The organism is Cohnella yongneupensis (assembly GCF_042655785.1).
GTDB classification, from domain to species: domain Bacteria; phylum Bacillota; class Bacilli; order Paenibacillales; family Paenibacillaceae; genus Cohnella; species Cohnella yongneupensis.
Map to the genome: position 1 here is coordinate 1 of NZ_JBHSNC010000047.1, position 16,791 is coordinate 16,791.

Annotated in this window: 17 protein-coding genes; 8 read left to right on the forward strand and 9 right to left on the reverse strand. The window is 53.8% G+C overall.

From position 1 onward, the window contains the following. The 5 genes from ACFPQ4_RS15125 to ACFPQ4_RS15145 all read left to right on the forward strand — a co-directional run. Window positions 1–889: hypothetical protein (locus tag ACFPQ4_RS15125; protein ID WP_378112703.1), on the forward strand; the 889-nt coding region annotated here is incomplete at its 5' end. A gap of 37 nt (window positions 890–926) precedes the next feature. Then, window positions 927–2,369 (forward strand): glycosyltransferase, encoded by a 1,443-nt coding sequence (locus ACFPQ4_RS15130; RefSeq protein WP_378112704.1) that lies wholly within the window; start codon window positions 927–929, stop codon window positions 2,367–2,369. Window positions 2,370–2,384: 15 nt separating this feature from the next. Next, window positions 2,385–4,169, forward strand: a complete 1,785-nt coding sequence (locus ACFPQ4_RS15135) for a FecR domain-containing protein (RefSeq protein ID WP_378112705.1) — start codon at window positions 2,385–2,387, stop codon at window positions 4,167–4,169. A 33-nt stretch (window positions 4,170–4,202) separates the two neighbouring features. Beyond that, entirely contained in the window at window positions 4,203–5,762 is a 1,560-nt protein-coding gene (locus ACFPQ4_RS15140; protein WP_378112706.1) for an NHL domain-containing protein, read from the forward strand. Window positions 5,763–5,780: 18 nt separating this feature from the next. Then, window positions 5,781–6,050, forward strand: coding sequence for a hypothetical protein (locus ACFPQ4_RS15145; RefSeq protein WP_378112707.1), 270 nt, complete (start codon window positions 5,781–5,783; stop codon window positions 6,048–6,050). On the opposite strand, the gene ACFPQ4_RS15150 is transcribed toward ACFPQ4_RS15145, so the two are convergent. From ACFPQ4_RS15150 to ACFPQ4_RS15160, 3 genes are read right to left on the reverse strand one after another with little or no spacing between them, the layout of a single operon-like run. After that, window positions 6,047–6,556, reverse strand: coding sequence for a DUF2269 family protein (locus ACFPQ4_RS15150; protein ID WP_378112708.1), 510 nt, complete (start codon window positions 6,554–6,556; stop codon window positions 6,047–6,049). The two genes, ACFPQ4_RS15145 and ACFPQ4_RS15150, sit on opposite strands and share 4 nt — an antisense overlap. Window positions 6,557–6,596: 40 nt before the next feature. Further along, on the reverse strand, window positions 6,597–7,262 hold the full coding sequence (locus ACFPQ4_RS15155) for a response regulator transcription factor (protein WP_378112709.1): 666 nt from the start codon (window positions 7,260–7,262) through the stop codon (window positions 6,597–6,599). Further along, on the reverse strand, window positions 7,259–8,719 hold the full coding sequence (locus ACFPQ4_RS15160) for a sensor histidine kinase (RefSeq protein ID WP_378112710.1): 1,461 nt from the start codon (window positions 8,717–8,719) through the stop codon (window positions 7,259–7,261). Before ACFPQ4_RS15160 ends, ACFPQ4_RS15155 begins: the two co-directional genes overlap by 4 nt. 157 nt (window positions 8,720–8,876) lie before the next feature. Here ACFPQ4_RS15160 and ACFPQ4_RS15165 point away from each other — a divergent pair, with 157 nt between their 5' ends. Together ACFPQ4_RS15165 and ACFPQ4_RS15170 are read left to right on the forward strand one after the other, a co-directional pair. Next, complete coding sequence (locus ACFPQ4_RS15165; RefSeq protein ID WP_378112711.1) at window positions 8,877–9,260, forward strand: DUF6220 domain-containing protein; 384 nt, start codon at window positions 8,877–8,879, stop codon at window positions 9,258–9,260. A 52-nt stretch (window positions 9,261–9,312) separates the two neighbouring features. After that, the gene (locus tag ACFPQ4_RS15170; RefSeq protein ID WP_378112712.1) at window positions 9,313–10,215 is read left to right on the forward strand and encodes an aldo/keto reductase; all 903 of its coding nucleotides are present in this window, start codon (window positions 9,313–9,315) and stop codon (window positions 10,213–10,215) included. A 1,024-nt stretch (window positions 10,216–11,239) separates the two neighbouring features. Here ACFPQ4_RS15170 and ACFPQ4_RS15175 read toward each other — a convergent pair. From ACFPQ4_RS15175 to ACFPQ4_RS15200, 6 genes are all read right to left on the reverse strand, one after another. Next, window positions 11,240–12,007 (reverse strand): DODA-type extradiol aromatic ring-opening family dioxygenase, encoded by a 768-nt coding sequence (locus ACFPQ4_RS15175; protein WP_378112713.1) that lies wholly within the window; start codon window positions 12,005–12,007, stop codon window positions 11,240–11,242. A gap of 38 nt (window positions 12,008–12,045) precedes the next feature. Continuing rightward, on the reverse strand, window positions 12,046–12,789 hold the full coding sequence (locus ACFPQ4_RS15180; protein ID WP_378112714.1) for an amino acid ABC transporter ATP-binding protein: 744 nt from the start codon (window positions 12,787–12,789) through the stop codon (window positions 12,046–12,048). 12 nt (window positions 12,790–12,801) lie between these two features. Continuing rightward, entirely contained in the window at window positions 12,802–13,470 is a 669-nt protein-coding gene (locus ACFPQ4_RS15185) for an amino acid ABC transporter permease (protein WP_378112715.1), read from the reverse strand. Between the two features lie 41 nt (window positions 13,471–13,511). After that, the gene (locus tag ACFPQ4_RS15190) at window positions 13,512–14,336 is read right to left on the reverse strand and encodes an amino acid ABC transporter substrate-binding protein (protein WP_378112716.1); all 825 of its coding nucleotides are present in this window, start codon (window positions 14,334–14,336) and stop codon (window positions 13,512–13,514) included. Between the two features lie 105 nt (window positions 14,337–14,441). Then, a complete protein-coding gene (locus tag ACFPQ4_RS15195; protein WP_378112717.1) occupies window positions 14,442–14,741 on the reverse strand; it encodes a potassium transporter TrkG in 300 nt (99 codons plus the stop codon). A 49-nt stretch (window positions 14,742–14,790) separates the two neighbouring features. Next, a complete protein-coding gene (locus ACFPQ4_RS15200) occupies window positions 14,791–15,114 on the reverse strand; it encodes a potassium transporter TrkG (RefSeq protein WP_378112718.1) in 324 nt (107 codons plus the stop codon). A gap of 214 nt (window positions 15,115–15,328) precedes the next feature. On the opposite strand from ACFPQ4_RS15200, the gene ACFPQ4_RS15205 reads away from it, so the two are divergent. After that, window positions 15,329–16,783, forward strand: coding sequence for a DEAD/DEAH box helicase (locus ACFPQ4_RS15205; RefSeq protein WP_378112719.1), 1,455 nt, complete (start codon window positions 15,329–15,331; stop codon window positions 16,781–16,783). Window positions 16,784–16,791 lie beyond the last annotated feature (8 nt).

A 16,791-nucleotide genomic window follows, 5' to 3' on the forward strand; every position in this document is an offset into this window, starting at 1 on the left:
GATGCCGGCTTCGTTCAAGGTGCGAGCGACAGATAGTCAGGGCTTGTACGCAGATAAAACGTATGCAATAAACTTTACGCCGGAGGCCGTTGCTAGGCCGGCTGTCTATCCTTCGGGAGTATTTGTGTCAGTCGATCTTAGCAGTTATTTTACTGATCGAGACGGAGACAGCTTGAACTATTACGTAACACCGATCGACGACGAGCACTCGATTTGGATAAGCGGCAGCATTTTGAACGTCTGGAGCGAAAGCGTCGCGCCTTATCAATTGCATATCGGGGCGTCTGACGGCTTCAGCTATTACACCGCGCTCAACACCGTGAGCTTTGCCGGACAAAATGTGGCGCCGGAGGCGCTATCGTCGCTCTCGCTTATTCAATACGATCCGACGAACGCCGTCTACACTTCCAGCAGTATCAGTTTGTATGCAGACTTCTATGATTCGAACGGCACGAGCGATTTGGTCAATTTTGAAATTATCCAAGGGCCTGATCCTGCGAGCGGCTTGTCCGTATCCATCGATGGATCGACGCTTAGCTATGGCGGAACGCCGACGATGCCGGCTTCGTTCGTAGTGCGCGCTTCCGATAGCCATGGCTTGTATGCGGACATGACCTACTCGTTGAATTTCGCGCCAGAGGCGATTCACGGACCGTCGATTTATTCTACGGGTTCTCTGACGTACATCGATTTGAGTAACTACTTTATCGACCGGGACGGTGATCCGCTCTATTTTTACTTTGCTGGCCCTTATTCCAGCGCCTATACGGTGTACGAAGACTATAACAGCCTGAGTATTTTAGGCATCACTATGCCGATAGTGTTATCTTTCGGGGCTCTAGATGGACGGGGAGGCTGGACCTACGGGTCGGTTCGTATAAATCAATAAGCCAGCAATTATTTACGGAACGAGAAAGGAATCCCTCATGCACCCAAGTCATCAGCAGCTAGCCAATCTTATTTACGAACGTCGCTACGGAGAAGCAGAGCGCCTTGGCAAAATCCATGTCCAACACTATCCGATCGATGGACAGGGCTGGGTTTTGCTAGGCGAGGCATTGCTCATGCAAGGCTTTGGATATGCGGCAAGCCAGCTGTTCAACCGAGCCTACCTTCTGGATCCGGAAGCGAAGTGGATGCCGCAAATGCAGTTGGAGCTTGAACGGGCGCCCCGCGGCGAGCATTGCCCCGATATCGAGCAATTGCTTCAAGTACCTGCAAAGACAGTTGCCGCAGCCATTATCGTTAAAAACGAAGAAAGATGCATAGAGCGCTGTTTGAACAGTATTCAGTCGGCGGTCGACGAGATCATCGTCGTCGATTCCGGGTCTACCGACCGCACCTTGGACATAATCCGAAGCTATTCGAACGTTAAGCTGTATCAAGTCGAGTGGAAGGACGATTTTGCAGCGCTCCGTAACGAAGCGTTGTCGCGGGTCACTTCCGAGTGGGTGTTCTGGCTGGATGCCGACGAATGGCTGATTTCGGAGGACGCGGAAAATATCCGTAAAGTCGCAGGCATGTTTGATCTGAATTTGCCGTTTATCCCTGCTTTGCAACCCTGCTTAATTAACCATATCAATGGAACGGCAATTATTGAGCATTCCGTGGCTAGAATGTTTCCAACGTCGAAAGGTCTCTACTATAGCGGCAGAATTCACGAGCAGATCGCGACGGAGAAGGAAGGCATTTTCACGTCGAACGTCCTGCACAAACCGGTCCGCATCAGGTTAAACCACGACGGCTACGAGAGTTCGGTCAAGGCAGATAAAGACAAAATCCAACGTAACCTTAGGCTGCTAAAGCTGATGGCCGAGGAAGAACCGACGAATCCGGGTTGGTGGTATTTTCTGGGCCGGGAATCGATGGAGTTGGGCCAACACGACGAATCCCTGGCATATTTTGATAAAGTTATCGAATACGGGGCGAACAACCCGCGTTTCGGCAGAATGCTGGAAATCCACATGTTAATGGGACGAATCTATCTCTCTCAAAACCGTCTCGACCTAGCGGAACAATGCTATCGGAAGGCATTTGCGCTACATCCCGATTATCCTGACGCGCATTTTCAAATGGCTTATGTCGCTACGTTGCAAGCCCAACTCCTGTTGAAAAAGGCAATGGAGCACGCTCAACTATCCTCGAGAGGTTTTGATACCTATAGAGGGTTAGTAGGTGCCAGCTATGATATTCACCTTTGGAAAGCAGACGCGTTAGTCGCAGACTTGCTCGTCCATCAAGGACAGTTGTACGAAGGCAGAAAAGTGCTGCAAGAAGTACGGAACCGGCTTCCCGATTCGGGCGTTTTGGATAACAAGTTTGATTTCATTAGGCGTCAGCAAAGGTTGCTGAACCTACATCTACGTTAAGAAAGGGGATTGCGCGTGTTCAAACGAACGAGATTGGCAGTAACGCTCTTACTTGCCTCGATCCTCATGATAAGCATGGTTGCGCCCGCAGTATTCGCCAAGTCAGCTCCCGCTGCCTTCATTACGACTGTAAGCGGCGACGTAATCGTTAAAAAAGCGGGCGGCTCCAAACCTATTCCGGCTTTCGTTAATATGCCGTTGGAGCAGGGGGATTTTCTATCGACGGGTCGTGAAGGCAGTCTGACGATTCAGATCGTTGAGCCGGAATCAACTCGCACGTTAGGGCCAGGCTCAGAAGCTACGATCAAGAAGTTGTCCCAAGGCGCATTGGGGAAAAGACTCGGTATCATGCTGTGGAAAGGCTCTATGTGGAACTCGGTACACTCGCTGAAGAGCAACGAAGAAGATTATGTAGAGACGCCGGCTGCGAAGCTTGAGGTTAAGGGGACGAACTTTCTCGTAACGGTCAAAGCGGACGGGACACTAAGCGTGGCCGTCGCTTCCGGGCTAGTAACAGCCTCGATTACCGGCGTTCAGCCGGGTGCTTCGAATAGCTCCGGCGGACAATTGTTGTTGGCCCCGACGCAGCAGTTGACCGTTGATCCTAACCATCCTCCGGTAAATCTGCAAAACAGCGTAAGCATAATCGATATCACGCAGACGGTGACGCAGGCAGACGCCGGTATTCTGAAAGCATTCATGTTGAGCGCTCCCGCAATCTTCAGCGAGAACGAAGCCTTCCTTCAAGGTCTAGCATCGTCCTTGGAGCAGGGCAAGCAGCCGTCTATCCAGCGGGAGGGTATTGCGTCCGACTTAACGCTAGGAAGTTCGGATGAGTTGGAACAATTGAAACAAAACCTGAATGCTTTAATTTCTAACGTCGCCGCATCGGCGATTGCTTTGGATCCGGAGAAGTCCGCCGAGCTCCTAAAGCTAATCGAAGACGTAAATAGGCAAATTCCCGGAACGGACTCCGATGTCGATATTCAGGACACGAAGTTTGATCCGACCGTTGGCGTTGACCCTGCCGCGGTAAACGAGAAAGAGAAGGAACAAGCCCGATTGCGCTCGATACAGCGGCAACAAGAGCAGGAGCGAGCCGATTTGGAGCGACGGCTTCTACTCCAGCTTCACAAGACCATGGATCAGCTAATAAGCAAAATGAACGAGTTGTCCGCCGGCAATAAGAGCGTGCTCGACGAACTGCAGCAACAAGCCGAGCAAACTTACATGGGCTCGCTGACGGCCGAGGAACTCGCGCGGTACAAAGAGGATAAAGTCAGCATTGCCGCCGAGCAGGCAGCGACGCCGTCGCAGTCCGCTCCTATATCGTCCGGACCGTCGGGGCCATCCCAGCCTGCTCCTTCTGTGGAGTTGATCAAACAAAATACCGCGGAGGGGCTAACCCTGAAAATACAGCTTCATCAGTTCACCGGGACTAACGCTGTATATGCGGCGGAATATCACTTCGCCGTAGAGGGAGACATTCAAGCGGATCCGACCAAGGGCCGTCTACTAAACGATCAGTATTTTCAAACCTCTAACAGCGTAGACACGCTCAGAAATATCGAAGGACCAAGCGGCTCGCCGACGGAAGCGATTTACGCCGCCACCAGCTTCGGCTCGGCATCCCCGGTTTCGATTTCCAACGGGACGATGGCCACGATTCCATTTGCCGTCCACGGTAGCGGAACCATTCGGTTAGTCTACGCTAAAATCGTCGATCAGACTGGCGCCGTCATTTTGGAATTAAACAGCGGTTCTACCGCTTTGCCTGCAGCGATATCCGTTACGCGCTAATAAACGGCTCAAATCCAACCACGAGGAGTTTCTATGAGACTATCCTATAAAAAGACTGTGATCGTATCCCTTGCGGCTCTCCTATGGGGGACGAACGGCTTGGCCATGGCAGCGGGGGAGAAGGCGCCTCTAGTCAATCAGAGCGGACAAATCATGCAAACCATTTCGACGCTTGCCGGCAACCCGTTCGTATCTTTAGGAATGCCGACAGGGTTAACGCTAGGAACGGATGGGACGCTATACATCGCGAATGCCGCTGATCATAATGTCATTCGTTTGAAGAACGGGGTTTCATCGGTCCTTGCCGGTTCCGCAAGCTCCGTTTTTCCGGATGGAGGGTTATTGGACGGGAGCAAGGACGAGGCGCTATTTCATTCTCCGTCTGCGGTTGCGTCTGGACCGGACGGGAGTCTTTACGTTGCCGATAGCGCCAACAATGCGATTCGTCAAATTACCCCTGCCGGAAAAGTCGTTACCTTAGCGGGCAACGGCATTATAGGGAGCAAGGACGGGAGAGGTTCGGGGGCGTCGTTCTACGATCCGGAAGGCATTGCCGTCTCCAAAGCCGGAGTCGTCTACGTCGCAGATACGTTGAACCACTTGATCCGCAAAATAGATAAGGACGGAACGACGACGACATTGAACGCCGCGCCGCAACGAGTTGTCGAGATCTATCCGGGAATGGTTCAGAGCGCCGGGGATTACAAGGACGGTGACCTATCGGAGGCTCTATTCAATGAACCTCACGGATTAGCCCTCGATGCTAAAGGAAATTTGTACGTCAGCGATACAGGCAATCAAACTATTCGTTATATCGACTTTTCTCTGAATCGGGTCACCACTGTGGCAGGGACTATCGCCGAAGGGGGCTCCGTCTACGCTATAGACGCTTTATACGCGTCGGGAGGATATCGCGATGGAAAGAGCAACAACGCATTGTTCCATTCGCCTCAGGGCATCGCCTTGGACAGCGCCGGCGGGTTAATCATTGCGGACTCCCTGAATCATTCCATCAGGTATTTGAACAACGGAATCGTGTCGACGCTTGCGGGCAATGGTGCAACAAACGAGTCGGGCATGCACGACGGCGTGGAGACTAGCGCTCTCTTCGATACGCCCAAAGGAGTAACCGTAGCTGCCAACGGCACGATTTACGTAGCGGATACCGGCAACCGTCTAATCCGCCAAATCGTAAACTACGCGCTGCCGACGAACTTGCCGAACGATAAAACGATTAAAGTCTTCTATGAGAATAAGGCAGTGCCCTTCGATGCTAAGCCGGTCATGAAAAAAGGCAGGGTCATGGTGCCCGTGCGCGCGATCGCGGAGGCGCTAGGTTACGAGGTAAAGTCCACCGACAACGGACAGAAAGTTGTGTTATCTAAAGACAAACTCGTCATTGAGTTGAGTATCGGCCAAACGACGATTCGGAGATCGGTATCGGGAACTGCCGACGTCATCAGAAAGACGGACGTGGCACCTTATGTCTCGAACAATCGGACTTACGTTCCATTGCGTTTTTTTGCGGAAGAGATCGGGCTCGACGTGCAGTGGCAGGACAAGCAGCAAACAGCAGTACTTCGAATTCGATAAGAGGGGAAGGTTACCGGGATGCAGCGATTGAAATTCATGGGCAAGCTTTTTCTAAGAGAGCCGTTATGGTTCAAAATCTTGGCACCTGCGGCTTTGCTGATCTCGATTGTGTTTAGCAGTTCTTTATTCTCGGAATATGCTTACTCGCAAAGCGTCGGTAAACTGGCCACAGCCGTATTCTTCTGCATTTTCGGGATCAAAATGCGGTACAACCGACGCGTATCGTACGTCTTTTATGCGTTTGCCGCGTTAAGTCTTTATCTGGCTTGGGATCGTTATGATGGCTAGCCTTTTTTAACGCGCCGCTCCCCCCATGGCTTGAACACGGACAGGATGAACATGGCGACGAGCGATAGAATCTGAAGAATGATTCCGACCGCCATCTGCCTATGGTTAACGATGAAGCCGGGATCCTGAAGCGCGTTAAGGCCTTGCTCCGATGATAGATCGGCCGCCTTCAGCGTCCAGAAGTACATGCCTATCGGCCCTAACCCGATAGATACAAGCGTCAATACCTCCTTGACGATAATCCAGTAAAATTTGAATAGTCCCCAACGGGTCAGCACGGACAGCAAAACCCCGGTTACAAGAGCGCCGATCGTCGATGCGATGACGGAAGTTTTGCTAAGCAGATGCATGGCGTGGTAGCAAGCTTGGAACACGCCTTCGTCGTTCGTGTTGACCGCGAATAGGCTGAGGATTAGGAAAGCTACCGAAACGCCAAGCAGAATCCCGGAGAACAAGAGATGAAGCGTGAGCAGCCATCTTCTCGGCGTTAAACTTATATTCCCCATAACCGCGCACCTCCTAAATATTGAACCGATACCCTACGCCCTATACAGTCTCTATGTATTGGGGCTTTTGCGGATCGGCCTCGATCTTTTCCCGCAGCTTGCTAATAAATACGGTTACCGTGGCATTGTCGCCGAGCGCGTCCAAGCCCCACACCTTCTCGAACAGCTTCTCTTTGCTGAACACTTGGTTCGGATTCGTCGCTAGAAACAACAGCAGGTCGTACTCTTTGGACGTAAAAGGAACTTCCGTCTCGTTCACGTAACCTTTGCGGGCTAGCTTATCGAGGCGAATCCCTCTGATCCGAAGCTCGTCGCCGTATTTCTTCCGGTTATCGTTCAACAAGCGATCGTAACGGGCGATATGCGCTTTGACCCGGGCTACGAGCTCGGCGACGCTGAACGGCTTCGTTAAGTAATCGTCGGCGCCTAGTCCAAGGCCGCGTATTTTATCGATGTCTTCTTTTTTGGCGGAAACGATCAGGATCGGCACGTTTTTCGATTGCCTAACCTGCCGGCAAATTTCGAACCCGTCGGTTTTCGGCAGCATGAGATCGAGAACGATCAAATCATAGTCCTCTTCCAGCGCCATGGCGAGGCCGGTCTCTCCGTTGTCGGCGGTTTCCACCGCGAATCCGCTAGCTTCCAAATAATCTTTGACCACTTCCACGACAACCTGTTCGTCTTCGATGATTAGAATACGTTTCATGGCCGCTCACCGCCGTCCGTTAAGATCGGTAAAGCGAATGTAATGTTGACGCCTTGCCCCGCTAGGCTTTCCGCCGACACGGTTCCACCTTGCCCTTCAATAATTTGTTTCACGATGGCAAGCCCTAGCCCGCTGCCGCCCGTAGCCGATTGCCTGGACGGATCCGCCCTGTAAAACCGCTCGAAAATATGCGGCAGTGCCGCATTATCGATCCCGGGGCCGTTATCTTGGATGCTGACTTTCGCTTCCGTTCGATCGACGGACAGCCTCACGCTTATCTCTCTAGGTTCCTTGTCCATATACTTCAAGCTGTTGTCTACGATATTCATAATGACTCTATGCAGCTTTTCGCGGTCGACCATAACGGGTGCGGGCTGATCCTCCAGGACGCCGGAGTACGTTAACGCAACCCCATCCATACGCGGATCATATCGCAATTCGTCGACGCAATCGCGCAAGTACGCACCAAGGTCCACGCGCTCTAATTGAAAAGGCTCGCGTTTCAAATCAAGCTTGGAAAACAGCAACAGCTCGTCGATCAGCCGATTCATCTCTTCCGACTTCTTCGAGATCATGCCTATATATTTGTCCTTCATGGCTTCCGTATTGGCTATGCCGTCTCGCAGCCCCTCGACGCAGGCTTGAATGCCGGTAATTGGCGTCTTCAGGTCGTGCGAAATGTTGGAGATCAGTTCCTTGCGGTTATCTTCGTACTGCAGTTGAAGCCGAATGGACTCGTTCAATCGGACGCGCATATCCTCGAACGCCGCGCTTAGCTCCCCGATTTCGTCTTTTCGCGAGAGTACGACTTTATGCTCCAAGTTCCCTTCTTTGATCTGTTCGGCGGCAAATTTAAGCGCGTATAACGGCTTGATGAAGCTGCGCGAGACGAGATAAGTCAGGATGCCGTTCGTTAATCCGATCACGACGAGCAAAGAGAGGATGAGGAGGGGGAAGAAAGATCTGGCGCTCCGGAACATCTCGCTCCTGTCGGACAGCACGTATGCCGTACCTGTGCTATTATCGCTGAACTTAAGTTCGAGTTTATCGACCGTATAACGGTCCCAGCCGCTCCAACGAGCATTCGTCTTTCCTTCTAGCAGCCGGCTCCGCAGATCGGAGATCTTGTTCGCCATAGGAGAAGCGAACGTAATCGCATCGCCGCGCATGATCACGAGCCCCGCGTCTACTTGGTTCAGCCGGGTGTCCGCTTCCTTTAAGAACGCGTCATCGGCGAATCGGTCGGGCTCCGCTTCGGCCATAAATTTAATACCGCCTACCGCCTCGGCGCGATCATTCGATTTTGCCCAAAAGGCGGGCATCCATCTATTGTTTCCGGCTTCGTCCGCAGGTTTAAAAAGAGCGGAACCAAGCGTTGCGGCAATAAGTGCCACCAGGATAATGGGGACGACCGTCATCGCGATATAGGAAAGCCGTAATCTTCTTTTGATGGACATCAGCAAGCTCCTTGTAGCCGTTCTCATGAGCCATTATATAGGAAACTTGCACGCCATCATGGCCGTTTATACTTTTTTTATACTTTTTTTGCAGGTCATTAAGAGTTGTTTGCTACGCTTCTACAAGCGTCTATTAGGAGCCGAAGGGGTTTATAAAATGGGGAACCGTTACGCGAGATTCCTGTTCGGGTTGTTTGCTGCCTTGTTCGCGGTCTGCGTCGTCGTTCAGTTTTATTTGGCGGGGATGGCGTTGTTCGCGGATGAAGGCGGGTGGAGCCCGCATGCCAACTTCGCCAAAATGTTCGAGTATTTGCCGTTGCTGATGTTTATTTTGTCCTTTATCGGCAAGATCGGTGGCAGGCTGCGCTGGTTATCGCTCGGGATGTTCGTGCTGTTCATCTTCCAGCATCTGACCGTGCGAGTGTTCAATGACACTTGGGTCGTTGCGTCGCTTCATCCGGTGTCCGGATTGTTGATCGCATGGGCTTCTATTCACGTAGCTTGGAAGGTACGAGAGTGGCTGGTTTTATCGGGTAAGTAAACGCGTTACAATACGAGTAATACTTATTCGTATTTAAAGGGGCGTTACGCGCATGAAAATGAACCGGTTAGGCACTTCCGAGCTGCTCGTCGGCGAGATCGGACTCGGTTGCATGTCGCTGGGCACGGAGGAGCGGAAGGCCGTCGCGATTATCCATGAAGCGCTGGATCGAGGCGTCAATCTGCTCGATACGGCCGACCTCTACGACAGCGGATGCAATGAGGAGATAGTGGGGCAGGCGATCAAGGGGCGTCGCGGGAGCGTCGTGCTGGCCACGAAGGTAGGCAACCGGCGAATACCGGGTCAGTCCGGCTGGGCGTGGGATGCGTCAAAGGCGTACATCCTGTCGGCGGTCAAAGAAAGCATGAGAAGACTCGGCACCGACTATATTGACTTATATCAGCTTCACGGTGGAACGATCGAGGATCCGATCGACGAGACGATCGAAGCGTTCAAGCAGTTGAAGCGAGAGGGTGCGATCCGCGCTTACGGAATCTCCTCGATTCGTCCGAACGTTATTCGGGAGTACGTCGCGCGGTCTAGCATCGTCAGCGTCATGAATCCGCACAGCATCGTGGATCGCCGCGCGGAAGAGACGGTGCTACCGCTGCTTAAGGACAACGGAATCAGCGTCATTGCGAGAGGACCGTTGGCTAGCGGGGCTATTGCAGCGAATCGGGAGCCGGTTAAAGGCGTGTCCGACTACGAGTTGGAGGAGCTTATTCGGCTTCGGGAGCAATTGCAGGCGCTGACGAGCGAAGAGCGGAGCTTAACACAGCTCGCTATTCGTTATTCGCTTAGCGATCCCGCGGTTGCTGCCGCCGTCCCGGGAGCCAGTTCGCGGGAGCAACTGCTGCAGAACCTTGCGGCCGCCGACGTACCGGAGTTATCTGAGGCGGAGGTTCAAGCGATTCGCTCGGTAAGCAAAGCGAATCGGTATGCTTTGCATCGCTAGTGCGCAAGCGGTGTAACCTCGCCAAACGATGCTACAGCGGCGAAACTCCAAATGTGCCCGATGTAACCTCGCCAAACGATGCTACAGCGGCGAAACTCCAAATGTGCCCGATGTAACCTCGCCAAACGATGCTACAGCGGCGAAACTCCAAATGTGCCCGATGTAACCTCGCGAAACGATGCTACAGCGGCGAAACTCCAAATGTGCCCGCTGTAACCTCGCGAAACGATGCTACAGCGGCGAAACTTCCATAAGCGTCCGATGTAACCTCGCCAAACGATGCTACAGTGGCAAAACTCCAAATGTGCCCGCTGTAACCTCGCGAAACGATGCTACAGCGGCAAAATTCCAAATGTGCCCGCTGTAACCTCGCGAAACGATGCTACAGCGGCGAAACTTCCATATGCGCCCGATGTAACCTCGTCAAACGATGCTACAGCGGCGAAACTCCAAATGTGCCCGCTGTAACCTCGCGAAACGATGCTACAGCGGCGAAACTCCAAATGCGCTCGCTGTAACCTCGCCAAACGATGCTACAGCGGCAAAACTCCAAATGTGCCCGTAGTAAACTCGCGAAACGATGCTACAGCGGTGAAACTCCAAATGCGCTCGCTGTAACCTCGCGAAACGATGCTAATGCGGCGAAACTCCAAATGTGCCCGCTGTAACCTCGCCAAACGATGCTACAGCGGCGAAATTCCAAATGAGCCCGCTGTAACCTCGCGATACGATGCTACAGCGGCGAAACTCCAAATGTGCCCGCTGTAACCTCGCCAAACGATGCTACAGCGGCAAAATTCCAAATGTGCCCGTAGTAAACTCGCGAAACGATGCTACAGCGGTGAAACTCCAAATGCGCTCGCTGTAACCTCGCGAAACGATGCTAATGCGGCGAAACTCCAAATGTGCCCGATGTAACCTCGCCAAACGATGCTACAGCGGCAAAATTCCAAATGCGACCGATGTAACCTCGCCGCCTGCGTCGGACAAAGTACTTAAGGGAGACAGCCCCGTCCGGCAAGAGCTAGAACTGGAAGCAAAGCGTGCTACCCGACCCATGCTCGATCGTATCGTACAGCACGCGGATTTCATGGCCGGGCGTTCCTGCTCCGAGCGCGATGAGCAGCGGCACGAAGTGCTCCGCGCGCGGTACGGCCATAGCCGCATGCGGCGCCAGCGTCTCGTATTGGCACAAGGCTTCGATGTCCCGGGCGAGTACTTTCTCGCGGATCCAGTCTTTGAATTGCACGGCCCATTCGCGAGGCGGTGCATCCTTGTCCCGGTCGAAGGCGCGAAGGTTATGCGTGATGAAGCCGCTGCCGATGACGAGAATGCCGTCCTTCTCCAGCCCTTGCAGCGCTTCGCCGATGGCGATCTGCTGTCTGGCCGGCAAGAACGGGTTGACCGAGACGGGCACGACCGGAATATCGGCTTCCGGATAAGCATGCATCATCATAGGGAATACGCCGTGATCTAAGCCGCGATATTCGCGCTGAACCGGGATATTATGTTTGCGCAGGCGTTCTTCCACGATGGAAGCGACGATCGTCGAGCCTCTCGCCGGGTATTGGACCTGATAGAAGGCCGACGGAAATCCGTAGTAGTCGTACACCATTTCGTGAACGTCGTCCGTCGCCGCGATCGTCGTAATCTCGTTCTCGAAGTGCGCCGAGAAGATGACGATCGCTTTGGGGCGGTTTTCCTGACCGAAGCGGTTCAAAAATCGCGTAAATTCGGATTGCTCGAAAATCGTAAAAGGCGAGCCATGCGGAAGAAAGACGGGAGAGAGCATGAAGAGACCTCCGGCTATTGGAATATAGCCTTATTGTATCACTCCGCCAATATATTTAGAAACTGCGCGGTCCTGGCGCTCTTAGGGTTACTGAACACATCCCGCGGGGCGCCTTCCTCGATGATAACGCCTTCGTCCATGAGAATAACATGATCCGCGACGTCGGCGGCGAACTTCATGAGATGCGTCACGATGACCATCGTCATGCCCTCGGCCGCCAGCTGCTTAATGACCTTGAGCACTTCCGCCGCCAGCTCCGGATCGAGGGCGGACGTCGGCTCGTCGAACAGCAGCACCTCCGGATCCATCGCCATCGCGCGGGCGATCGCGACGCGCTGTTGTTGTCCCCCCGAGAGCTTGTGGGGATAGAAGTCGGCTCTGTCGGCTAGGCCGACCTTGTCCAGCAGCTCGCGAGCGCGACGTTCCGCATCGCCCCGGCTTTTCCTCTGCACCGTGACTTGCGCCTCGACCACGTTGTTCAGCGCCGTCATATGGGGGAACAGATTGAACGATTGGAACACCATTCCGGTCCGCTTGCGCAAGCTCCGAACGTCCTTCCCGCGAAGCTTGATGCCTTCCTGAAAACGCAACTCCGCGTCGCCTAACCGCAGCGACCCCGCGTCCGGCACTTCCAATAGATTCAGACAGCGCAACAGCGTCGTCTTGCCGGACCCGGAGGGTCCGATAATGACGAGCACCTTGCCTTTGGGCAAGGAGAGGTCAACCCCTTTAAGCACGGGCTGCGCCCCGAAAGCCTTGTGCAGACCGCTCGCTTGAATCATGATCGTCCCTCCTTAGCTCGCCGAATAACGACTCAGACGTCTCTCTGACACATTTTGCAGCACCGACAGAAGGGTACTGAAGAACAAATAAATGATCGCTGCTTCGCAGTACAGCAAGAGCGGCTCGTACGTTCTGGCGACGATCTGCTGCGCTTGGCGGAACATCTCCACGTACGTAATGATGGCCGCGAGCGAAGTATCCTTCACCAAGCTGATGAAGGAGTTGCCCAGAGGCGGTACGGATACGCGCGCCGCTTGGGGCAGGATGATTCTTCGCAGCGCCTGAAGCCGCGTCATCCCGAGGGAGTAGGCCGCTTCCCACTGCCCCTTGTGAATCGAAATAATCGCCGCCCGCACGATTTCGGACCCGTATGCGCCTACGCTTAACGAGAAACCGATTACGGCGGATACGAACGGGCTAATGACGATGCCCACCATGGGCAAACCGTAGAATATAATAAACAGTTGAACGAGCAACGGCGTGCCCCGGATGATCCATACGTAGAATCCGCCAATGAGTCGGAACACCTGCCAAGAGTACAGCCTGACCATCGCCGTCAACACCGCGAGCAGCAATCCGAGCGCGAACGAGATCAAACTTAGCGGAATCGTATAAAGGACCCCCGCCTTGAGCAGGGGCCAGAAGGAATCGTTGAAAATTTGAATTTGGCGTTCGCTCATCGTGAGGGCACCATCCTTAAGTCGGCGACTACCGCGTAGGCTTATTTGGAAACGTCGGCTCCGAAGTATTTCTCGGAAATGCTCAGATGAGTGCCGTCGAGGATCATGGCGGCGATCGCTTGGTTGACGGCTTGAACGAGGTCATCGTTCCCTTTGAGGAACAGGGCCGCGCTCCGCGAAGTGCCGGGAGCCTCGTCCACCGACTTGACCTTAATGTCCGGCTTCTGTTTCTTCAGATCCAAGAACGATAAGTTGTCGTTGATCGTCGCATCTACGCGCCCCGATGTAAGCAGGTCGATCGCCTGATTAAACCCGTCTACGCCGACGATTTCCGCGCCGTTCGCCTTGGCGATTTCGGCCAAATCGCTGGTGAGCGATTGCGCGGACTTTTTGCCCTTGAGATCGGCGAGCTTCTTGATGTCGTTATTGTCGTCGCGAACGAGCAGTACGGCTCTGGAAGTGATGTACGGGTCCGATAAAGCATATTTCTCCTTGCGGTCCTCGCGGATCGTCACTTCGTTGAAGATGGTGTCGAATCGTTTCGCCTCCAGACCGGCCATAATGCCGTCCCATTGCGTCTCGATGAATTCCGGCGCGACTCCGAGGCGTTTGCACACTTCTTCGGCGATTTCCACGTCGAACCCGGTAAGCTTGCCGCTTGCGTCATGGAACGTAAAAGGAGCGTACGTTCCTTCCGTGCCGATCCTCAGCTTGCCGCTGGCTTTGATCTTCTCCAGCGCTCCCTGCCCCGCCGATGCCGCGGGCTGCGAGGCGGACGGCGCGGCGTTGTTCGCGTTGTTGCCGCATGCGGCCAATACCGATAAGGCGAGCGTAAGCGTCGCAACGAATAACCCTGATCTCTTCAAGTTGAATTCCCTCCATGCGGTTTTTGCGATACGCTTATTATGGAAGGTGCTGCCATGGATCATACCCCGCGAGGAAGAAATTTCGTCATCCCCCGTATCTCCGAACTACCCCGTAATAACCCGCTCGACGGGATAGCGAATTTTCTCGTCCTTATAGCCTTCGCCGACGAGATAGAAGCAAGTCGTTAACCCGATTCTGCCCAGGAACATCAGAACCATGAGGATGCATTGCGCGAAAATGCTCAAATCCGGAGTGATCCCCGTGGATATACCCACCGTTCCGAAGGCGGAGCACACCTCCAGGAAGACGGCGACAAGCGAATGCTGCCGGTCGGAGAAGCTGATCGCGATTACCGATGCGCAGCACAGGACGATCGCAAGCAGCGTAATGGCGAACGATTTCATAATATCGTCGGGATGAAGCTCCCGGTTGAACGCTTTGAACTGACGCCGGCTACCCTTGGCGAAGCCCTATTAGCAGCCAGAAGAACGTGCTCATCGCCATGATGCCGATGCCGCCGAATTGCAGCAGGAGCATGACAATGAAATATCCGAATACGCTGTATGTGTCCGCCACGTTAAATACGCTAAGACCCGTGTCGCTTACGATGCTGACGGCCATGAATACGGTATCGAAGAAAGTCACGCGGGCTCCCGGTTTATAGGCGGCGGGAATGTTGAATAGCACGATCGCTATGGCGACGGCGAGCAGGTAGTAGCCGGTAATAACCTGAGCGGGCGACCGGTGTCCCATCCAGCTCCGCGTCTTTTTCCACATTGATTGTTGTCCTCTTCTCATGAGCGAAAAATGACTATTCCATCGTTTTCCCTCCGCGCGGATCTAATATACGTTGAACGGTTTGCCTTGACAGGCGCGCGAACGTGGAATAAGGTTCGGTTATTACTTATGAAGCGAAATAGAAAAGCGCGGCGAGGTCGATGATACTTTTATTAGGAGTACCGATCTCTATGTAAACTAAAAGGGGCTTATTATGACGACAAGAAGATTTAACGACTATCCATTAAGCGAAGAGATCGTCCGCGCGTTGGAAGGTCTTGGATACAAGGAACCGACGGAAGTTCAAGACAAGGTTATCCCGATCGCTCTCGAGGGCAAAGATATCGCGGTCAAATCGCGGACGGGCAGCGGTAAGACGGCGGCGTTCGGCATTCCGATCTGCGAGTGGGTGCAATGGGAAGAGAACAAGCCGCAGGCGTTAGTGTTGACGCCTACGCGCGAGCTTGCCCTGCAGGTGAACGAGGATATGACGAATATCGGGAGATTCAAGCGGATCAAGTCTGCGGCCGTCTTCGGCAAAGAGCCGTTCTCCAAGCAAGCGGCCCAGCTTAAGCAGAAAACCCATATCGTCGTCGGAACGCCGGGGCGCGTGCTGGACCATATCGGCAGAGGGACGATCGACTTGGAGCAAATCCGGTACTTCGTCATCGACGAAGCCGACGAGATGCTGAATATGGGGTTCATCGAGCAAGTGGAGAAAATCATCCAAGCGCTTCCGAAGGATCGCACGACGCTGCTGTTCTCTGCGACACTGCCGAAGGACGTCGAGAAGCTGTGCCATAAATATATGAACGATCCGGTCGACATCGAGATTTCTTCGCCGGCCGGCGCCGCCGCGTCGAATCTGATCGACCACTCGCTTATCGCCGTGGCTAAGGACACGGACAAGCCGAAGCTGCTTCGGGACGTCCTCGTTGTGGAAAACCCGGATAGCGCCATTATTTTTGGCAGAACCCAGGAGCAAGTAGATCAGATCTATCGGCAATTGGATACGATCGGCCTGCGTTGCGGCAAGATCCACGGAGGGATGGAGCAGGATGAGCGGTTCAAGGTCATGAACGCTTTCCGCAAGGGCGAGTTCCGTTACCTGGTCGCGACGGACGTGGCGGCGAGAGGCATCGACATCGATAACATCACGCACGTGATTAACTACGATATTCCGCAGGATAACGAGGGATATGTTCATCGCAGCGGCCGAACGGGACGGGCGGGCAAGGAAGGCAAGGCGATCTCCTTCGCGCTTCCGAGCGAGGACAAGTTCCTTAGGAGCATCGAGCGCTACATCGGATTCGAAATTGTTAAGCGGAAGGCGCCTACCGCGGACGAAGTGGCGTTACGGCAACCTTCCTTCGAGAAGAAAGTAACGACGGAGCCGACCCTCAAGAAAGACAAAAACGCGCAGCTGAACCAAGACATCATGAAGCTGTATTTCGGCGGCGGGAAGAAAAAGAAGCTGAGAGCCGTCGATTTCGTCGGCACTCTCGCTAACCTTCAAGGCATGTCCGCGGACGATATCGGCATCATTACGATTCAGGATTTGGAGACGTACGTCGACATCCTGAACGGCAAGGGCAAGCTCGTGCTGGAAGCGATGAAGACGACTACGGTCAAGGGCAAGCTGTTAAAGGTTTACGTGGCGAACAAGTAAGGGCGTTA